Origin of the sequence: Streptomyces sp. NPDC088810 (genome assembly GCF_044750305.1) — a bacterium.
Taxonomy (GTDB): Bacteria; Actinomycetota; Actinomycetes; order Streptomycetales; family Streptomycetaceae; genus Streptomyces.
Genome location: NZ_JBIVJQ010000002.1, coordinates 722,723 through 740,495, shown reverse-complemented (window position 1 = coordinate 740,495; position 17,773 = coordinate 722,723). Strand labels below are relative to the sequence as shown.

The following is a 17,773-nucleotide window of genomic DNA, read 5'->3' as shown; positions in this document are numbered from 1 at the left end:
CGGTCGCCTCCGGGAGGTGACGCGGTGCACGGAAAAGCGTTAGACGAGACGTATCGTCTCACCCAGCCTCAACGGTATGCCTTCTGCGACCGCACCCGCCCATATCGCCATGTTCTCCATCGCCGCCCACGGCCATGTGAACCCCAGCATGGAGGTGATCCGTGAACTCGTCGCCCGCGGCCACCGCGTCACCTACGCCATCCCGCCGGCCTTGGCCGACAAGGTGGCCGCCACCGGCGCCCGGCCCGTGCTCTACACCTCCACGCTGCCCGGACCCGACGCCGACCCCGACGCCTGGGGGACCACCCTGCTCGACAACGTCGAGCCGTTCCTGGACGACGCGATCCAGGCGCTCCCGCAACTCGCGGAGGCCTACGCCGGCGACATCCCCGACCTCGTCCTGCACGACATCACCTCCTACCCGGCCCGTGTCCTCGCCCACCGCTGGGGCGTCCCGGCGATCTCCCTCTCCCCGAACCTCGTCGCCTGGGAGGGCTACGAGGAGGAGGTCGCCGAGCCGATGTGGAAGGAGCCGCGGCAGACCGAGCGCGGACGGGCGTACTACGCCCGGTTCCAGGCCTGGCTGGCCGAGAACGGCATCACCCGGCACCCGGACCCCTTCACCGGCCGCCCGGCACGCTCCCTGGTGCTCATCCCCAAGGCCCTCCAGCCGCACGCCGACCGGGTCGACGAACGCGTCCACACCTTCGTCGGCGCCTGCCAGGGCGACCGCGCCGGCGAGGGCGACTGGCAGCGGCCCGCGGACGCGGAGAAGGTCGTGCTGGTCTCCCTCGGTTCGTCCTTCACCAAGCAGCCCGCCTTCTACCGGGAGTGCGTGCGCGCCTTCGCGGACCTGCCCGGCTGGCACGTCGTCCTCCAGGTGGGCCGGCAAGTGACCCGGGACGAGCTGGGCGACGTACCGGCCCAGGTGGAAGTGCACAGCTGGGTCCCGCAGTTGGCGATCCTGCGGCAGGCCGACCTGTTCGTCACGCACGCGGGCGCCGGCGGCAGCCAGGAGGGGCTCGCCACCGCCACGCCGATGATCGCCGTACCGCAGGCCGTCGACCAGTTCGGCAACGCCGAGATGCTCCAGGGGCTCGGGGTCGCCCGGCACCTGCCCGCCGAGGAGGCCACCGCCGGCCGGCTCCGGGAAGCCGCGCTCGCCCTGGTGGACGACCCGGAGGTGGCCCGCCGGCTCAAGGAGGTGCAGGCGGAGATGGCCCAGGAGGGCGGCACCCGGCGGGCGGCCGACCTCATCGAGGCCGAACTCCCCGGCCGCGCCCGGCGGTAGCCGGCCGTAGGAGGTACGCCGCGGTACGAGCCTTGTGGAGGACGGCGGTGGGAGCGCGGACAGGGCCCGCCGGTCCCCACGGGGGAACCGGCGGGCCCTGCGGCGGCGTGCGGGGTCAGACGGTCAGCCGCTCGCCCCGGTCGGTCACCGGCGACGCGGCCTGTTCCGGCGCCTCGTCGTGGGTGAGGTCCGGCAGCCGGTGCAGCCACTTCGGCAGGTACCAGTTGCGCTCGCCCAGCAGCGCCATCACCGCCGGCAGCAGCACCCCGCGGATGATCGTGGCGTCGATCAGGACCGCCGCGGCCAGGCCCACGCCCATCTGCTTCATGGACTGCATGGACAGCGTGCCGAAGATGGCGAAGACGGCGACCATGATGACGGCGGCGCTGGTGACGACCCCGGCCGTGGTGACCACGCCGTGCCGGATCGCGTCCTTCGTCGTACGGCCGCGCATCCGGGCCTCGCGGATCCGCGAGACCACGAACACGTGGTAGTCCATCGACAGCCCGAACAGGATCACGAAGAGGAACAGCGGCAGCCAGGTGACGATCGCGCCGACCCCCTCCGCGCCCACCAGCGAGGCTCCCCAGCCGTGCTGGAAGACGGCGACGAGGATGCCGTACGCGGCGGCCACCGACAGCAGGTTCAGCACGATCGACGTGATCGCGACCGTCAGCGAACGGAACGACAGCAGCATCAGCAGGAAGGCGAAGACGACCACGAACGCGAAGACCGGCACGACGGAGCCCATCAGCTGGTCGTTGAAGTCGTGGTTGCCCGCGACCTGCCCGGTGATCGGCGCCTCAACGCCGTCGGCCTTGCCGAGGGTGGCGGGCCGCACCTCGTCGCGCAGCTTCTCCAGGCTCTTCGTCGCCCGGTCCATGTCGGAGCCGCCGACCAGCGGCACGGACACCAGGGCGACGTTCTGCGCGTCGTACAGCTTGACCTCGACCGGGCCGCGTGAGGCGCCCGAGGCGATGGCCTGCTTGCGGAAGTCGGCCAGTGCCTGCCGCACGTCGGGGGCGTTGATGTCCTTGGCCTTGACGACGACCTGAGCGGGCTCGCTGCCGCCCGGGAAGGCGTCGTTGAGGTGGTTGTAGGTCTGCACCATGGGCAGCGAGTCACCGAACTCCTGGTCCAGGGTGAGCTGCTGGGTCTTCATGCCGAGCGCGGGCGCGGCGATCGCCAGCAGCGCGCCGGCCGCGACGACGACCGAGAGCAGCGGCTTGGCCAGCACACCCCGCAGCACGGCCGACCAGAACCGGCTGTCCCCGCTCCCCGTGCGCCGGCGGCGGCGCAGGTACGGGATGCGGCCCTTCTCGACCCGTTCGCCGAGCAGCGACAGCAGCGCGGGCAGCACGGTGACCGAGCCGACCATGGCGACCGCCACGACCATCAGCGAGGCCAGGCCCATCGCCTCGAACTCGGCGAGCCCGGTGAACAGCATGCCCGCCATCGCCACGCACACCGTCACACCCGAGACGACGATCGCCCGGCCGCTGGTGGCGGCGGCGATCCGCAGCGCGGTGCCCGCGTCCCGGCCGGCGGCCCGCTCCTCGCGCTCGCGGCGCAGGTAGAACAGGCAGTAGTCGACGCCGACGGCCATACCGACCAGCAGCATCACGGAGTTGGCGGTGTCGCTCATCGGCTGGAGGTGGCTGACCAGACCCATCAGGCCCATCGTCGCCATGATCGCGGTGATCGCCAGGGCCACCGGCAGCAGCGCGGCCACCAGCGCGCCGAACGCGATCAGCAGGATGCCGAGGGCGACCGGCACCGCCGAGTACTCGGCCTGCTGGAAGTCGTCCCCGAAGGCGTCCTTGTACTGCTTCTGCATGCTGGCGCCGCCGATCTCCTCGATCCGCAGGCCGGCGTGGTCCTTCTGCACCCCGGCGACGGCGTTCAGCACCGGCTCGATCCGGTCGGCGGCCGTCTCCGCGTCACCGCGCAGGTCGAACTGGACCAACGCGGTGCGCCCGTCACGGGAGATGGTGTGCGTGTCGTACGGCGAGGTGACGCCCGTGACCTTGCCGGTGCCCTCGACGGCCTTGACGACGTCGGCGACGGCCGCGCGGAACTCGGCGCCGGTGGCTTTGACGGTGCCGGTCCTCCCCTGGATCAGCACGGTCTCGCCGGCCGGCTCCTTGATCCCGGCATCCTCGATGATCTTCGCGGCGGTGTGTGTCTCGCCCTTGAGCTGGTCGCTCTGGTCCACGTCGACGCGGCCCGCCGCGGAGCCGAGCCCCATCGCCAGGACCACGAACAGCACCCATATGCCGACGGCCGCCCAGCGATGCCGGGCGCTCCAGCCGCCGGCGCGGGCGGCCAGCCCCCGCACCCGCACCTCAGTGTTCCCCATGACGGGTCTGCCCCCCTCGTGTGCGGTGACGGCCCCCTGCCGTCACCTCTGTGCTTGTTCGATTCGACGGTAGGGGCCGGATAAGAACGTCTCGTCGTACTGTCCGGTGAACTGCGCGGTGGCCGGATCACCGCTGGGGAGGACGACGGCCCCTTACATCTATCGCCGGTTCTCGGGGGCGGCTCTCAGGGGGCCCGGTGTCCGATCCGCCGCCAGGGCTCCCGGTTTGTCATTGCGAAAGTTTGTTGGACACGTCACAGCTGTGTGGCGGAGTTGATCCGCACCCCGCTGATCAGCGAGAGTTTCGCGCAACCCGGCCCACGCCGGGCGCGGCCGTCGTGCCCGCCCCCACGGGGCACGACGGCCGCACGGCCCAGCGCCGGGGACCGGGCGCCGCGGGACCGGCCGCGTGTGCGAGGCTCGGCGGCATGCGCTACCTCATCATCGGAGCCGGCGCGGTCGGCGGTACCGTCGGCGGCCGGCTGGCCCAGGCCGGACGCGAGGTCGTCCTCGTCGCCCGCGGCCCGCACCTGGCCGCCCTGCGCGAGCACGGGCTGCGACTGCGGGTCCCGCAGGGGGAGTCGACGCACCGGCTGCCCGCCGTCGACGGGCCGGGCCCGCTCGGCGAACTGCGCCCCGACGACGTCCTGGTGCTCGCCGTGAAGACCCAGGACACCGTGGCCGCCCTGGAGACCTGGGCCGGCATACCCGTCGCCGGCGGCGGCACCGCGGCCGAACGGCTGCCGCTGGTCTGCCTGCAGAACGGCGTCGAGAGCGGCCGGCTGGCACTGCGCCGCTTCCGGCGTGTGTACGGCGTCTGCGTCTGGCTGCCCTCCACCTTCGTGGAACCCGGTGTCGTCTCCGCCGCCGGCGCCCCGCTCACCGGCATCCTGCACCTCGGCCGCGCCCCGCACGGTACCGACGACACCGCCCGCCGGATCGCCGCCGACCTCACGGACGCGCACTTCGAGGCGCCGGTCGTGCCCGACGTGGCCCGCTGGCAGTACGCCAAGCTGCTCGGAAACCTCGGCAACGCGCTGGAGGCGGTCAGCGGACCCGTGGCGAGCGAGGCGGCGCAGGCCCTGTTCGCGCGGGTCCGGGCGGAGGGCGAGGCGGTGCTCGACGCCGCCGGGATCGCGTACGCCGGCGCCGGGGAACAGCGCGCGGCCCGCGGCGACAAGGTCACCCTGGTCCCGCTGGACGGGGTCCCGCGCGGCGGCGGCTCCTCCTGGCAGTCCCTGGTCCGGGGCACCGGCACCATCGAGGCCGACTACCTCAACGGCGAGATCGTCCTGCTCGGCCGCCTGCACGGCGTCCCGACCCCGCTCAACGAGCTGCTGCAACGCCTCGCCAACGAGTTCGCGCGCGAGGGCCGGCCGGCCGGTTCGCTGCCGGTCGCCGACCTGGTCCGGCTGGCCGACGAGGCGGTACGGCAGGGCGGGTGACCAACCTCCTCGACCGCAAGCATTCGTCGATTGGGCCAGTCACAGCGGGGGCGATTGGACCGGGACTGAGGTCCACCCGGGCACTAGCGTCGCCGTCATGACGCACCGCAGCACCGACACCCCGACCCGCACCGCCGCCGGCCCGACCCGGGTCGACTTCTTCTTCGACCCGGCCTGCCCCTTCGCCTGGATCACCTCCCGCTGGCTGCTGGAGGTCGATCGGTTGCGCCCGCTCGACCTCCGGTTCCGGGTGATGAGCCTGTACCTGCACAACACCGGAAACGAACTGCCGGACTGGTACCGGGACCTGGTGGACCGGTCGATCGGCCCGGTGCGGGTCGCCGCAGCCGCCGCCGAACGGCACGGAGATGCGGTGCTGCGCGACCTGTACACCGCGCTCGGCACCCGCATCCACGAACACGGCGTCAAGGACTTCGACATGGTGATCACCGAGTCGCTGGCCGAACTCGGGCTGCCCGCAGGCCTGTCGGCCGCCGCCCACGACCCGGCGTACGACGACGCCGTCCGCCGCAGCCACGCGGCCGGCGCCGAACCGGAGACCGGCGGTTACGTCGGCACCCCCACCCTGCACCTCGACGGCACCGTGTGGTTCGGGCCCGTGCTGCGCGCCGTGCCGCGCGGTGCCGAGGCGGCCGAACTCTTCGACAGCTTCCGGGTACTGGCCCGGCACCCCGACCTCTTCGAGCTGAAGCGCACCCGCACCGGGGCACTCCGGTTTGACTGACCCGGAGGAGAGATTGGCCGATAAGCGCCCCTGCGACGGGCCGGCCGCAGCGCACGTGTGACACGGCGGCCCCGGCCGGCGCAGAACCAAGAGCCGTCGCGGTCCGACGTCGCAGGGGAGCGCCGGACCGCGACGACCAATACCACACGCCGGCCCCCCGGCACCATGGCTCGCCGAACCACGCGACAAGCCCGCGGAGTCGTCCCTAGGGTGAAGCGCGCGGAAGGCCTGAGGGGGGCGGACGGATGAGTGTGACCGGCAGACCATCGCCGTCGTTGCCGCAGTACCGCAAGGACGGGGTGACCCGGCACGTGAGCGCCTCGGTGCACCTCGGCGACGACTTCGCCCTCTACGACATCAAGCTCGTCGCCCTCGCCCGGCACGCGCGCGTGGCCGCCCGCCGCGCCGCCCTCGACCGCCGGATGGTCTGCCGCCAGATCGCCCTGCCCGTCGGAGTCCGGGGACTGGTCAACGCAGACCCGTCACTCGGATGGGTGACGATTTTCGGCCCTCTCGTGGAACCGGAGGCCGAGGCCGCGCCCCATGACCTCGAACGCGCCAACGTCCTGCCGTACGCCGACGAGGCCGCCCACACCAAGCCGATCGTCGGCAGCGGCGAGAAGACCAAGGACGTCGTCTCGCACCCCCTCGACATCGGCAGACCCGCCGACGCACCCGGCGGCGAGAGCCGCCGTGCTCCTCCGGCCGCCCGGCCTCACCTGGGAAGTCGCCGCCCACGCGATACCGCCGCTCGACGGTCGCTTCCACCGCGTGGACCGGCTCCCGGTGGCCCCGTTCGACCACGCCACCCGCCGCACCGGCCCCGAACGGCGCGGCGCACTCGGCCGCGTCCTGCGCCGCCACCGCCGGCAGCGCGACCGCGAACGCGCCCTGGCCGGGTCCGCGACACGGTTCCTCCGACAAGGCCGTACAGGTCATCACAACGCAGACGTACAACATCGGTAACGTCAGCGGTCCCAGCAACTTCGGTGCCCCACGGGACAGTTCTCCTGGCCGGTCCGGCCGCGCCGAAGCCCCAACCCCAGCCATCGGACGACTCCTCCGGCCCGGAACCGAGCCGCCGGAGCACAAGCGAGGACAGGACATGAGTTCCTACAACATCGGCAACGTCAACGGCCCGGCCCACTACGGCGACCACGGGCAGACCCCGATCAACCACGCCAACCCCGACCTGCCGACCATGATGGACCTCGCCGCGCGGCTCACCGAGACGCTGCGCGCCGAGTACCCGGAACTGGTGCGCCAGGGCGAGATCATCCAGGCCCAGTTTCAGGAGTCCGCCGAGGACGGCCTGCCACCCAACCGGGGCCGGATCCGCTCCGCGCTGGAAACGATCGCCATCGCGGCCTCGGCCGGCACCGGCAGCCTCGCCTTCACCCAGCAGCTGCTCACCGCCCTGGGGCTGTGAGCGACCGGAGCGCCGCCGCCGAGGTGCAGGTCCAGCCCCGACCGCAGCGGCACCGTCCGACCGGGCCCGGCCGTCTGCACGGTGCCGCCGGAGCGGGTGCCCGTCCAGGTCTCCCGTGAGCTTGGCCCCGAGCGCCGCGTCCGAGCAGTCGTGCCGCGTCGCCTCCGGCGGCAGATGATGGGCCTGCACCCGGGCGGCGCGGCGCAGCCGGACGCGGTGCCCGGTGCGGGGCGGGGGAGTGGCCACCGTCAGCCGCGACGGCAGCACCAGCCGGGCCCGCACCCCCGGCAGTCCTGCGGCGGATTCTCGTACTCCGCCGCGTGGCCGCGACCAGTCACCGGCAACCCGCAGCCCGAGACGAACCGGCAGTCACGCCCCGAGAGCCGTCAGAGCCGGCCGGCAAGCGCCCTCGTACCGCTCCACCAGCACCCGAGCCACCTCGGGCGCCGCACCCAGCACATCGCCCAGGACATCCGCCCCGGCCGCGCCGCGCGCGATACGGTCCGGCAGGAAACCGGGGGCCAGGACGTACGGCGCCACAGCCACCCGCTCGCAGCCGAGCGCGCGCAGCTCCCGCACCGCGTCCTCGGTGCGGGGAAGGGATGCGGAGGCGAACGCAGGCCGCACGGCGCACCAACCGGTGTGCCACCACTCCCGCGCGATGTCGGCGATCACTGCGATCGCCTCCGGGTCGGAGGACCCCGCCGAGGCCAGCACGACCCCGGTCGAGGACTTGTCGGCGGGGGACAGTCCCGCCTCGTACAGACGCCGTTCGAGGGCGGACAGGAGCAGCGGCGACGGGCCGAGCACCTCCGCCTGGCGGATGCGCAGCCGCGCCGGCGCGTCCCGCAGCACGGCGGGGATGTCCGCCTTCGCGTGGAACGCGCGGGTCAGCAGCAGGGGGAGGGCGACGACGTCACGGACGCCCTCCGCCGCCAGCGACTCCAGCACCCCCTGCACGGACGGGACGTTGAAGTCCAGGAAGCCGGTCTCCACCCGCACGTCGGGGCGCAGGGAGCGCACCCGGCGTACGAGAGCGTGCACCGTCGCGGCATGGCGCGGGTCGCGGCTGCCGTGGGCGATGACGACGAGGACGGGACGGACCGGCTTCGCAGGGCGCATGGGGCTCAGCTCTTCACCAGCAGGCCGCGGCTGCGCAGCACCCACCGCTCCAGCGGACTGAAGATCAGCAGGTCGATCGCTATGCCGACGAACAGGATGAGCAGGATGGCGAGGAAGACCGTCGCCATGCTGCTGTTGGTGCGGCCCACCTCCAGCAGCTGGCCCAGGCCCATGCCCATGTCCGGCGACTGGGCGATGATCTCGGCGGCCATCAACGAGCGCCAGGAGAACGCCCAGCCCTGCTTCAGACCGGCCACATAGCCGGGCAGCGCCGCCGGCATCACGATGTGCCAGGTGCCGCGCAGCCCGGTCGCGCCCAGGGTGCGGCCGGCGCGCAGGAACAGCGGGGGCACCTGGTCGACGCCGGACACCAGGCCGTTGGCGATCGAGGGGACGGCGCCGAGCAGGATCACGGTGAACATCACCGAGTTGTTCAGGCCCAGCCAGATCACCGCCGGCGCGACCCAGGCGACCGAGGGCAGCGACTGCAGACCGGACAGGATCGGGCCGATGGCCGCGCGCACGAACTTCACCCGCGCCACCAGCAGGCCCAGCGGCGTACCGATGGCCAGCGCGAGCAGGAAGCCCAGCAGACCGCGGGAGACGCTGCCCCAGATGTAGTCGAGCAGGGTCCCCTTGAGCCACTGGTTTTCGACCTCGGCCCACACGCCTCCGGGAGAGGGCAGCTTCGACGGGTCGTCGACGACCGGGTACAGGAGGCTCCAGGCCGCCAGCACCACGGCGACGGCGACGATGGGCGGCAGGATCTTGTTCTTGAAGGTCTGGCTGAAGGGCGTACGGCCGGTGGCCGTGGTCTCCAGCGCGTCGAGGCCCGCCTCGACGCTTCCGGCGTCCTGGGCCGGCGTCGTCTCAGTGCTGGCCATGACGGCGGATCTCCCCACGCAGTACATCGGTGATCTCAAGGGACAGTTCGGCCACGGGCGCGTCCTCGATGCGCCGCGGCTGCGGGATGTCGACCGTCCACTCGCGCGCGATCCGGCCCGGGCGCGAGGACAGCAGGACGACCCGCTGGGCGAGCCGCACCGCCTCGCGCACGTTGTGCGTGACGAAGAGGACGGACAGGCCCGTCTCCGCCCAGATGCGGGTCAGCTCGTCGTGCAGCACGTCCCGCGTGATGGCGTCGAGGGCCGCGAACGGCTCGTCCATCAGCAGCAGGTTGCTCTCCTGGGCGAGGGCGCGGGCCAGCGCCACGCGCTGGCGCATACCGCCCGACAGCTCGTGGACCCGCTTGCCGTACGCGCCCTTCAGACGGACGAGTTCGAGCAGCTCCTCGGTCTTGCCGCGGCGATCGTTCTTCGGAACTCCCCTGAGCTTGAGGGCGAGTTCGATGTTCTTGCCCGCGGTCAGCCACGGGAAGAGGGCGTGCTCCTGGAACATCAGGGCGGGGCGGCCGTCCGTCGCGATGGAGCCGGCGGTCGGCCGGTCCAGGCCCGCGACCAGGTTGAGCAGAGTGGACTTGCCGCAGCCCGAGGCCCCCAGGAGGGTGACGAACTCGCCGGGCGCGACATCGATGCTGATGTCGTCCAGGACGAGCTGCTGCCCGCCCGGTCCTGCGAAGGACTTCGAGACGTGCTCAAGGCGGGCGGCGTACTCCACCGACTCTGCGGCCTTGGCGAGGGTCGTTGCCATGGTCGTCACCTCCTGGGAACTCATCGGGCGGGGATCAGCTGGCGCCGAGACCGGCGTCGTCGACCGTGTTCGCGCCCTCGGCCTTGAGGACCTTGTTGAGGATCGTGAGGTCGTAGATTCCCTTGAGGTCCGGCTTCTCCAGCAGGCCGGCCTTGACCGCGTGCTCCGCCTCGGTGTGGAGGGTGGCGGCCAGCGGGTCGTCGGTGAACTGGATGGACTTCCACGCCGGGTCCAGGACCTTGGCCGGCAGCGCCTTGCCCGAGTCCGCCTCGAGCTGCTTGTTCGCCACGGTCTTCGCCTGGTCGGGGTTGGCGTTGATCCACTTGTTGGCCTCGACCGAGGCCTTCAGCACGGCCTCGACGGCCTTCGGGTGCTCCTTGAGGAAGGCCTGGCGCACGATGATGTTCGTGATCACGAACTTCTTGTCCGGCCACAGCGAGGCCTCGTCGAGCAGCACCTTGCCGCCCTCGGCGACCAGCTTGGACGCGGTCGGCTCCGGCACCCAGGCGCCGTCGACGGCACCGGACTTGTAGGCGTCCGGGGTGATCTTGTTGTCGGTGCGGACCACCGACACATCGCCCTTGCCGGTGTTCGCGTCGACCTTCCAGCCCTGGTCGGCGATCCAGTTGAGGAACGCCACGTCCTGCGTGTTGCCGAGCTGCGGCGTCGCGATCTTCTTGCCCTTGACGTCCTTCAGGGACCTGATCTTCTTCGGGTCGACGACGAGCTTCACGCCGCCGGAGGCCGAGCCGCCGATGATCCTCAGGCCCTTGCCGTTGGACTTGACGTACCCGTTGATCGACGGGGACGGGCCGATCCAGCCGATGTCGATGGAGCCCGAGTTGAGCGCCTCGATCTCCGAGGGACCGGCGTTGAAGATCTGGTAGTCCGCCTTGGTGGCGCCGAGTTCCTTCTGGAACAGGCCCTGATGACGGGCGACGAGCGCGGTGCCGTGGGTCAGGTTGCCGAAGTAGCCGATCTTGACGGACCCGAGGCCGTCGATCTTGGACGAGCCGGCGGCGACCTTCTCCTTGGCGTTGTCGGCCGTGGACTCGGACCCGTAACCGCAGGCGGTGAGGGTGAGCAGGGGGAGCGCTGCTACCGCGGCGACACCGCGGCGAAGAAGAGCTGAGCGGATGGCAGGCACGGGAGGGTGTCCTCTCGTTGGCCCGGCGGTCACGGTCTTTCAGGTCGTGGCCGGGAATTCGGCAAGGGTCTTCGTCTCGTCCGGGACGTCGGGTGGGGGGACGGGGCGCGCAGGCGGTGCGCGTACGTCATCGCACACATCGCGCCACTCCGCCCTGCCCGCTGCCGAGGGCGCCGCTGCCGATGCGGCCGCCCTCCTTCGCGAACGTCGAGTAGAAGTCCGTGGAGTTCATTTTCAGAAGTCCCAGCCGTCGTCGTCGGCCGCGTCCTTGACCGGCTCGGGCGCGGCGAACGACTCGCCGACCATGCCGGCGGTGAGCGTGGTGCCGTCGGAGGGGTCGATCAGGATGAACGAGCCGGTGCGGCGCGAGTCGGCGTAGGAGTCGACCGGCAGCGGCTCGGCGGTACGGATCTTCACCCGGCCGATGTCGTTGGCGACGAGCTGTCCGGGGTGCGGGTGCAGGGACAGGTCGTCGAGCGTCAGCCGGGACGGGATGTCCTTCACGATCGCCTTGACCGTGCGCGTGCCGTGCTTGAGCAGGACCCGGTGGCCGACCGTCAGCGGGGCGTCGGCGACATGGCAGACGGTCGCCTCCACGTCCTGGGTGGTGGCCGGCGCGTCCTTCGTCGGCACGATCAGGTCGCCGCGCGAGACGTCGATGTCGTCCGCCAGCAGCACCGTCACCGACTGCGTCGTCCAGGCCACGTCGACCGGCTCGCCCAGCAGGTCGATGCCGGCGATCGTCGTCGTACGGCCGGACGGCAGGACGGTGACCGGCTCGCCCACCCGGAAGGTGCCGGCCGCGATCTGGCCCGCGTAACCCCGGTAGTCCGGGTGCTCGGCGGTCTGCGGCCGGATCACGTACTGCACGGGCAGCCGCGCGTGGCAGTGCGCCAGGTCGTGGCTGACCGGCACGGTCTCCAGGTGCTCCAGCACGGTCGGGCCGCCGTACCAGTCCATGTTCGCGGACGGCTCCACCACGTTGTCGCCGGCCAGCGCCGAGATCGGGATCGCGGTGACCTCAGGGACGCCCAGCTCGGTGGCGTACGCCGTGAACTCCTCGGCGATCGCGGCGAACACGGACTCCTCGTAGCCGACCAGGTCCATCTTGTTGACGGCGAGCACCGCGTGCGGGACGCGGAGGAGGGCGGCGATGGCCGCGTGCCGGCGGGTCTGCTCGACCACGCCGTTGCGGGCGTCGACGAGGATCACCGTCAGCTCGGCCGTGGAGGCGCCCGTCACCATGTTGCGGGTGTACTGCACGTGACCGGGCGTGTCGGCGAGGATGAACCGGCGGCGCGGGGTCGCGAAGTAGCGGTAGGCGACGTCGATGGTGATGCCCTGCTCCCGCTCGGCGCGCAGGCCGTCGGTGAGCAGCGCGAGGTCCGGGCCCTCCTGGCCGCGGCTCGCGGAGGCGCGCTCCACGGCCTCCAGCTGGTCGGTGAGGACCGACTTGGAGTCGTGCAGCAGCCGTCCCACGAGCGTGGACTTGCCGTCGTCGACGGAGCCGGCGGTGGCGAACCGCAGCAGGGTGGTGGCCGAGAGCGCCTCGGTCGTGGTCGTGCTCATGCTTAGAAGTACCCCTCGCGCTTGCGGTCTTCCATCGCGGCCTCGGACATCTTGTCGTCGGCGCGGGTCGCGCCCCGCTCGGTCAGCCGGGACGCGGCGATCTCGGCGATGACGGCGTCCAGCGTCGTCGCGTCCGAGTCGACGGCGCCCGTGCAGGACATGTCGCCCACCGTCCGGTACCGCACGAGCCGCTTCTCGACGGTCTCGCCGTCCTTCGGGCCGCCCCACTCGCCGGCGGTCAGCCACATGCCGTTGCGCTGGAACACCTCGCGCTCGTGCGCGAAGTAGATCTCGGGCAGCTCGATGCCCTCGCGGGCGATGTACTGCCAGACGTCCAGCTCGGTCCAGTTGGACAGCGGGAAGACACGGACGTGTTCGCCGGGGGCGTGCCGGCCGTTGTACAGGTTCCACAGCTCGGGGCGCTGACGGCGCGGGTCCCACTGGGAGAACTCGTCCCGCAGCGAGAACACGCGCTCCTTGGCCCGGGCCTTCTCCTCGTCGCGGCGGCCGCCGCCGAAGACCGCGTCGAACTTCTCCGACTGGATCCTCTCGGTGAGGGGGAGCGTCTGGAGCGGGTTGCGGGTGCCGTCGGGGCGCTCCTTGAGCACACCACGGTCGATGTAGTCCTGGACGGAAGCCACATGGAGACGCAGCCCATGTGCGTCCACCACACGGTCCCGGTACTCAAGGACTTCCGGGAAGTTGTGTCCCGTGTCCACATGCAGCAGCGAGAAGGGGATCCCGGCCGGCGCGAACGCCTTCAGCGCGAGGTGCAGCATGACGATGGAGTCCTTGCCACCGGAGAACAGGATCACCGGGTTCTCGAACTCGCCCGCCACCTCGCGGAAGATGTGCACCGCCTCGGACTCCAGAGCGTCCAGGTGCGACAGGGCGTACGGGCTCGCCGTGCCCTCGTCGACCTTGGCGACCGTGGTCATGCCAGTCCCCTCTCGCTCAGCAGCGCGTACACCGACCCGGCGGACTCCTGGACCGTCTGGTGCTGCGACTCGATCCGCAGGTCGGGCGTCTCGGGTTCCTCGTACGGGTCGTCGACCCCGGTGAGACCGGTCAGCTCGCCCGCCGCCTGCTTGGCGTACAGGCCCTTCACATCGCGCACGCTGCACACCTCGACCGGGGTCGCCACATGGATCTCCAGGTACGGCGTCCCGTTCTCCTCGTGCCGCTTGCGGACCGCGTCCCGGCTGTCGCCGTACGGCGCGATCACCGGCACCAGCGCCTTGACGCCGTTACGGGCCAGCAGCTCGGCGACGAAGCCGATGCGCTGCACGTTGGTGTGCCGGTCCTCCCGGGAAAAGCCGAGGCCCGCCGAGATGAACTCGCGGATCTCGTCGCCGTCGAGCACCTCGACACGGTGGCCCTCGGCACGCAGCCGGTTCGCCAGCTCGTACGCGATGGTGGTCTTGCCGGCGCTCGGCAGACCCGTGAGCCAGACGGTGGCTCCGGTCGTCACGTGGTTCTCCTGCTTGTCGAAAGTCGTCATCCGTGCAGCCCGCACTCGGTCTTGGCGCGGCCCGCCCAGCGGCCGGCCCGCGCGTCCTCGCCCTCCAGGACCCTGCGGGTGCACGGGGCGCAGCCGACGGAGGCGTAGCCGTCCATCAGCAGCGGGTTGGTGAGCACGCCGTGTTCGGTGACGTAGGCGTCCACGTCGTCCTGGGTCCAGCGGGCGATCGGCGAGATCTTGACCTTCTGCCGCTTCTCGTCCCAGCCGACGACCGGGGTGTTCGCCCGGGTCGGGGACTCGTCGCGGCGCAGGCCCGTCGCCCACGCCTGGTAGTCCTTCAGGCCCTCTTCCAGCGGCTGCACCTTGCGCAGCTTGCAGCACAGGTCGGGGTCGCGGTCGTGCAGCTTCGGGCCGTACTCCGCGTCCTGCTCGGCGACCGTCTGCCGCGGTGTGAGGGTGATGACGTTGACGTCCATCACGGCCTCCACGGCGTCCCGGGTGCCGATGGTCTCCGGGAAGTGGTAACCGGTGTCCAGGAAGACGACGTCCACGCCCTTCAGCACGCGCGAGGCGAGATGGGCGACCACGGCGTCCTCCATGGAGGAGGTGACGCAGAACTTCTTCCCGAAGGTGTCCACCGCCCACTGGAGGATCTCCAGCGCGGAGGCGTCCTCCAGGTCACGGCCCGCCTGCTCGGCGAGTGCCTTCAGCTCCTCGGTCGTACGCTCCTGCTGAGCCGTCGTCATATCCGGTCATCCCCTCCGTTGTCGGCTCGCTGCAGCCCCCGGGCGAGCAGCCCGAGGAACTTCAGCTGGAATGCGCGGTTGCACGCCCCGCATTCCCAGGCGCCGTGGCCCTGCTCGTGCGGACGCAGGTCCTCATCACCGCAGTAGGGGCAGTAGAAGGGCGCCGCACGCTCACTCACGACAACGCCTCCTCGGAAGCCCGGGAGGCCCAGGTCGCGAACCGCTCGCCGTCCTCGCGTTCCGCCTGGAAGCGCTTCAGCACCCGCTCGATGTAGTCGGGCAGCTCCTCGGCGGTGACCTTCAGGCCGCGCACCTTGCGGCCGAAGCCCGCCTCCAGGCCGAGCGCGCCGCCGAGGTGGACCTGGTAGCCCTCGACCTGCTCGCCCCGGTCGTCGAGGACCAGCTGGCCCTTGAGACCGATGTCCGCGACCTGGATACGGGCGCAGGCGTTCGGGCAGCCGTTGAGGTTGATGGTGATCGGCTCGTCGAAGTCCGGCAGCCGGCGCTCCAGCTCGTCGATCAGCTGCGAGCCGCGCTGCTTGGTCTCCACGATGGCGAGCTTGCAGAACTCGATGCCGGTGCAGGCCATCGTGCCGCGCCGGAAGGAGGACGGCCGCGCGGTGAGGTCCAGTGCCTCCAGGCCCTCCACCAGCGAGTCGACCTGGTCCTGTTCGACGTCGAGGATGATCATCTTCTGCTCGACGGTGGTGCGGACCCGGCCCGAGCCGTGCGCCTCGGCGAGGTCGGCGACCTTCGTCAGCGTGGCCCCGTCGACCCGGCCGACGCGCGGCGCGAAACCGACGTAGAACCGGCCGTCCTTCTGCCGGTGCACACCGATGTGGTCGCGCCACTGCTGCACCGGCTGCTCGGGGGCGGGCCCGTCGACCAGCTTGCGCCCTCCCAGGTACTCGTCCTCCAGTACCTGCCGGAACTTCTCCGCGCCCCAGTCGGCGACCAGGAACTTCAGCCGGGCGCGGTTGCGCAGCCGCCGGTAGCCGTAGTCACGGAAGATCGAGATGACGCCCTCGTAGACGTCCGGGACCTCGTCGATCGGCACCCAGGCGCCGAGCCGCACGCCCAGTTTGGGGTTGGTGGACAGACCGCCGCCGACCCACACGTCGAAGCCCGGGCCGTGCTCGGGGTGGCGCACGCCGACGAACGCGACGTCGTTGATCTCGTGCACCACGTCCAGCAGCGGCGAACCCGAGATGGCCGTCTTGAACTTGCGCGGCAGGTTCGAGTACGCCTTATTGTTCAGGACGCGGCGCTTCATCTCCTCCAGCGCCGGCGTGGCGTCGATGATCTCGTCCTCGGCGATGCCCGCCACCGGGGAGCCGATCATCACACGCGGGGTGTCACCGCAGGCGGTGACCGTGGACAGGCCCACACCCTCCAGCCGGTCCCAGATCTCGGGCACGTCCTCGATCCGGATCCAGTGGTACTGCACGTTCTGCCGGTCGGTGATGTCCGCCGTGCCGCGAGCGAACTCCTGCGAGATCTCGCCGATCACCCGCAGCTGCCGCGTGGTGAGCGCCCCGCCGTCGATGCGCACGCGCAGCATGAAGTACTCGTCGTCCAGCTCCTCCGGCTCCAGGACCGCGGTCTTGCCGCCGTCGATCCCGGGCTTGCGCTGGGTGTACAGCCCCCACCAGCGCATCCGGCCGCGCAGGTCGTTCGGGTCGATCGAGTCGAAGCCGCGCTTGGAGTAGATCGTCTCAATGCGTGTCCGCACATTGAGACCGTCGTCGTCCTTCTTGAACTGCTCGTTGCCGTTGAGGGGCGTGAAGTGGCCAACGGCCCACTGGCCCTCACCGCGGTGACGGCTCACCTTGCGGCGGGGCGCGGAGGCGGCAGGGTTCTGTGGGGTGGCGGCCATGGGTGTACGTCCTTCGGGACAGGCGGGAAGTCGGCTCTGACCTGCGCGTACGTGCGCATGCGGGCGTGGGTGCGCGCCATTGCGCAAGCGGGATCAGGTACGGGGAGTGAACGGCGGTGCTGGGGCGTCAGCTCGCCGGACACATGGCGCTGGACATGCGGCCGAGGTCGACGTGCCGCCGACTCACCAAGGCAATTCCAGTTCCAGGCATGACGGAAGCGTGGCACGGCGATCTGGACACAGTCCAGCTTCGTCCATCATGCGGACACCCTTGTCCCGGAATGTGGGACAAGGGTGTCGTCGCTCACATGCGCTGCCGCAAGGCTTGTCCCGTCAGGTCAGGCGGGGTATGCCCCGGGCCACGGCCCCGGCGTGGCCAGGTCCGGCTCCAGTTCCACCTTGGTGTCGAACAGCTTGAAGCCGCGCCGCTGGTAGTTGTCCATCGCGAAGTCGCCGTCCTTGCTGCACGTGTGCAGCCACACCCGCTTGGTCGGCGTCCGCCCGGGCCAGCGCTCGGCCAGGTCCCAGGCGCGGGCCGTGCCGTACGCCAGCAGGTGCCCGCCGATGCGCCGGCCGCGGAAGGCGGGGATCAGCCCGAAGTAGACGATCTCGACCACGCCCTCGTCCTGCGGGTCCAGCTCGACGAAGCCCGCCGGCGTGCCGCGGTCGTAGGCCACCCAGGTCTCCACGCCGGGCCGCTCCAGGTACTCCTGCCACTGCGCGTACGTCCAGCCCAGCCGGTCGGTCCACTGGATGTCGCCGCCGACCGAGGCGTACAGGAAGCGGCTGAACTCGGGGGAGGGCACCTCGGCGCGGACGATCCGGACGTCGCCGTCGGGGGCGGCGGCGGGCAGGAGATCGGCCGGGGAGGTCTGCTCCAGGGACCAGGTGGTGACAGGAACGCTGCTCATGCGGGCCAGGGAACCATCCCG

The 17,773-nt window shown here is 71.3% G+C and carries 17 protein-coding genes; 4 read left to right on the top strand and 13 right to left on the bottom strand.

Annotated features, from left to right (window positions below):
• Positions 1-76 precede the first annotated feature (76 nt).
• Positions 77-1,291: a macrolide-inactivating glycosyltransferase gene (gene mgt / locus ACIP4Y_RS09865; RefSeq protein WP_401390146.1), complete on the top strand. Its 1,215-nt coding sequence runs from the start codon at positions 77-79 to the stop codon at positions 1,289-1,291.
• 115 nt (positions 1,292-1,406) lie between these two features.
• Here the strand turns inward: mgt and ACIP4Y_RS09860 are convergent, their stop codons facing one another.
• Entirely contained in the window at positions 1,407-3,650 is a 2,244-nt protein-coding gene (locus ACIP4Y_RS09860; RefSeq protein WP_401390143.1) for an MMPL family transporter, read from the bottom strand.
• 428 nt (positions 3,651-4,078) lie between these two features.
• On the opposite strand from ACIP4Y_RS09860, the gene ACIP4Y_RS09855 reads away from it, so the two are divergent.
• The 3 genes from ACIP4Y_RS09855 to ACIP4Y_RS09845 all read left to right on the top strand — a co-directional run bounded on the left by ACIP4Y_RS09855 (position 4,079) and on the right by ACIP4Y_RS09845 (position 7,269).
• On the top strand, positions 4,079-5,095 hold the full coding sequence (locus ACIP4Y_RS09855) for a ketopantoate reductase family protein (protein ID WP_401390140.1): 1,017 nt from the start codon (positions 4,079-4,081) through the stop codon (positions 5,093-5,095).
• A 97-nt stretch (positions 5,096-5,192) separates the two neighbouring features.
• Positions 5,193-5,840 carry a DsbA family protein gene (locus ACIP4Y_RS09850; protein WP_401390137.1) on the top strand — a complete coding sequence of 216 codons (648 nt, stop codon included), beginning with the start codon at positions 5,193-5,195 and terminating at the stop codon, positions 5,838-5,840.
• A gap of 1,105 nt (positions 5,841-6,945) precedes the next feature.
• On the top strand, positions 6,946-7,269 hold the full coding sequence (locus ACIP4Y_RS09845) for a hypothetical protein (RefSeq protein ID WP_401390134.1): 324 nt from the start codon (positions 6,946-6,948) through the stop codon (positions 7,267-7,269).
• A 369-nt stretch (positions 7,270-7,638) separates the two neighbouring features.
• On the opposite strand, the gene ACIP4Y_RS09840 is transcribed toward ACIP4Y_RS09845, so the two are convergent.
• The 12 genes from ACIP4Y_RS09840 to ACIP4Y_RS09785 all read right to left on the bottom strand — a co-directional run bounded on the left by ACIP4Y_RS09840 (position 7,639) and on the right by ACIP4Y_RS09785 (position 17,752).
• Positions 7,639-8,391 carry a sirohydrochlorin chelatase gene (locus ACIP4Y_RS09840; RefSeq protein WP_401390131.1) on the bottom strand — a complete coding sequence of 251 codons (753 nt, stop codon included), beginning with the start codon at positions 8,389-8,391 and terminating at the stop codon, positions 7,639-7,641.
• A gap of 5 nt (positions 8,392-8,396) precedes the next feature.
• A complete protein-coding gene (locus ACIP4Y_RS09835; protein WP_401390128.1) occupies positions 8,397-9,275 on the bottom strand; it encodes an ABC transporter permease in 879 nt (292 codons plus the stop codon).
• Positions 9,262-10,041, bottom strand: a complete 780-nt coding sequence (locus ACIP4Y_RS09830) for an ABC transporter ATP-binding protein (RefSeq protein WP_401390125.1) — start codon at positions 10,039-10,041, stop codon at positions 9,262-9,264. Before ACIP4Y_RS09830 ends, ACIP4Y_RS09835 begins: the two co-directional genes overlap by 14 nt.
• Before the next feature lie 34 nt (positions 10,042-10,075).
• Positions 10,076-11,188, bottom strand: coding sequence for an aliphatic sulfonate ABC transporter substrate-binding protein (locus ACIP4Y_RS09825; RefSeq protein WP_401390122.1), 1,113 nt, complete (start codon positions 11,186-11,188; stop codon positions 10,076-10,078).
• A 234-nt stretch (positions 11,189-11,422) separates the two neighbouring features.
• Positions 11,423-12,757, bottom strand: coding sequence for a sulfate adenylyltransferase subunit 1 (locus tag ACIP4Y_RS09820; protein ID WP_401390119.1), 1,335 nt, complete (start codon positions 12,755-12,757; stop codon positions 11,423-11,425).
• A 2-nt stretch (positions 12,758-12,759) separates the two neighbouring features.
• Positions 12,760-13,695, bottom strand: a complete 936-nt coding sequence (gene cysD / locus ACIP4Y_RS09815) for a sulfate adenylyltransferase subunit CysD (RefSeq protein ID WP_401390116.1) — start codon at positions 13,693-13,695, stop codon at positions 12,760-12,762.
• Complete coding sequence (cysC, locus tag ACIP4Y_RS09810) at positions 13,692-14,228, bottom strand: adenylyl-sulfate kinase (RefSeq protein WP_358641255.1); 537 nt, start codon at positions 14,226-14,228, stop codon at positions 13,692-13,694. The genes cysD and cysC overlap by 4 nt, the downstream gene beginning before the upstream one ends.
• Positions 14,229-14,254: 26 nt before the next feature.
• Complete coding sequence (locus tag ACIP4Y_RS09805) at positions 14,255-14,965, bottom strand: phosphoadenylyl-sulfate reductase (protein WP_401390114.1); 711 nt, start codon at positions 14,963-14,965, stop codon at positions 14,255-14,257.
• Entirely contained in the window at positions 14,962-15,144 is a 183-nt protein-coding gene (locus ACIP4Y_RS09800) for a hypothetical protein (protein ID WP_358641148.1), read from the bottom strand. The genes ACIP4Y_RS09805 and ACIP4Y_RS09800 overlap by 4 nt, the downstream gene beginning before the upstream one ends.
• Positions 15,141-16,841 (bottom strand): nitrite/sulfite reductase, encoded by a 1,701-nt coding sequence (locus tag ACIP4Y_RS09795; protein ID WP_358641149.1) that lies wholly within the window; start codon positions 16,839-16,841, stop codon positions 15,141-15,143. Before ACIP4Y_RS09795 ends, ACIP4Y_RS09800 begins: the two co-directional genes overlap by 4 nt.
• Before the next feature lie 127 nt (positions 16,842-16,968).
• The gene (locus ACIP4Y_RS09790; RefSeq protein ID WP_358641257.1) at positions 16,969-17,052 is read right to left on the bottom strand and encodes a putative leader peptide; all 84 of its coding nucleotides are present in this window, start codon (positions 17,050-17,052) and stop codon (positions 16,969-16,971) included.
• A 127-nt stretch (positions 17,053-17,179) separates the two neighbouring features.
• Positions 17,180-17,752, bottom strand: a complete 573-nt coding sequence (locus ACIP4Y_RS09785; protein WP_401390109.1) for a GNAT family N-acetyltransferase — start codon at positions 17,750-17,752, stop codon at positions 17,180-17,182.
• Positions 17,753-17,773: the final 21 nt, after the last annotated feature.

Coding starts and splice junctions, on each gene's coding strand:
- mgt (WP_401390146.1), top strand. CDS start 77: ATGCCTTCTGCGACCGCACCCGCCCATATCGCCATGTTCTCCATCGCC.
- ACIP4Y_RS09860 (WP_401390143.1), bottom strand. CDS start 3,650: ATGGGGAACACTGAGGTGCGGGTGCGGGGGCTGGCCGCCCGCGCCGGC.
- ACIP4Y_RS09855 (WP_401390140.1), top strand. CDS start 4,079: ATGCGCTACCTCATCATCGGAGCCGGCGCGGTCGGCGGTACCGTCGGC.
- ACIP4Y_RS09850 (WP_401390137.1), top strand. CDS start 5,193: ATGACGCACCGCAGCACCGACACCCCGACCCGCACCGCCGCCGGCCCG.
- ACIP4Y_RS09845 (WP_401390134.1), top strand. CDS start 6,946: ATGAGTTCCTACAACATCGGCAACGTCAACGGCCCGGCCCACTACGGC.
- ACIP4Y_RS09840 (WP_401390131.1), bottom strand. CDS start 8,391: ATGCGCCCTGCGAAGCCGGTCCGTCCCGTCCTCGTCGTCATCGCCCAC.
- ACIP4Y_RS09835 (WP_401390128.1), bottom strand. CDS start 9,275: ATGGCCAGCACTGAGACGACGCCGGCCCAGGACGCCGGAAGCGTCGAG.
- ACIP4Y_RS09830 (WP_401390125.1), bottom strand. CDS start 10,041: ATGGCAACGACCCTCGCCAAGGCCGCAGAGTCGGTGGAGTACGCCGCC.
- ACIP4Y_RS09820 (WP_401390119.1), bottom strand. CDS start 12,757: ATGAGCACGACCACGACCGAGGCGCTCTCGGCCACCACCCTGCTGCGG.
- cysD (WP_401390116.1), bottom strand. CDS start 13,695: ATGACCACGGTCGCCAAGGTCGACGAGGGCACGGCGAGCCCGTACGCC.
- ACIP4Y_RS09805 (WP_401390114.1), bottom strand. CDS start 14,965: ATGACGACGGCTCAGCAGGAGCGTACGACCGAGGAGCTGAAGGCACTC.
- ACIP4Y_RS09795 (WP_358641149.1), bottom strand. CDS start 16,841: ATGGCCGCCACCCCACAGAACCCTGCCGCCTCCGCGCCCCGCCGCAAG.
- ACIP4Y_RS09790 (WP_358641257.1), bottom strand. CDS start 17,052: ATGCCTGGAACTGGAATTGCCTTGGTGAGTCGGCGGCACGTCGACCTC.
- ACIP4Y_RS09785 (WP_401390109.1), bottom strand. CDS start 17,752: ATGAGCAGCGTTCCTGTCACCACCTGGTCCCTGGAGCAGACCTCCCCG.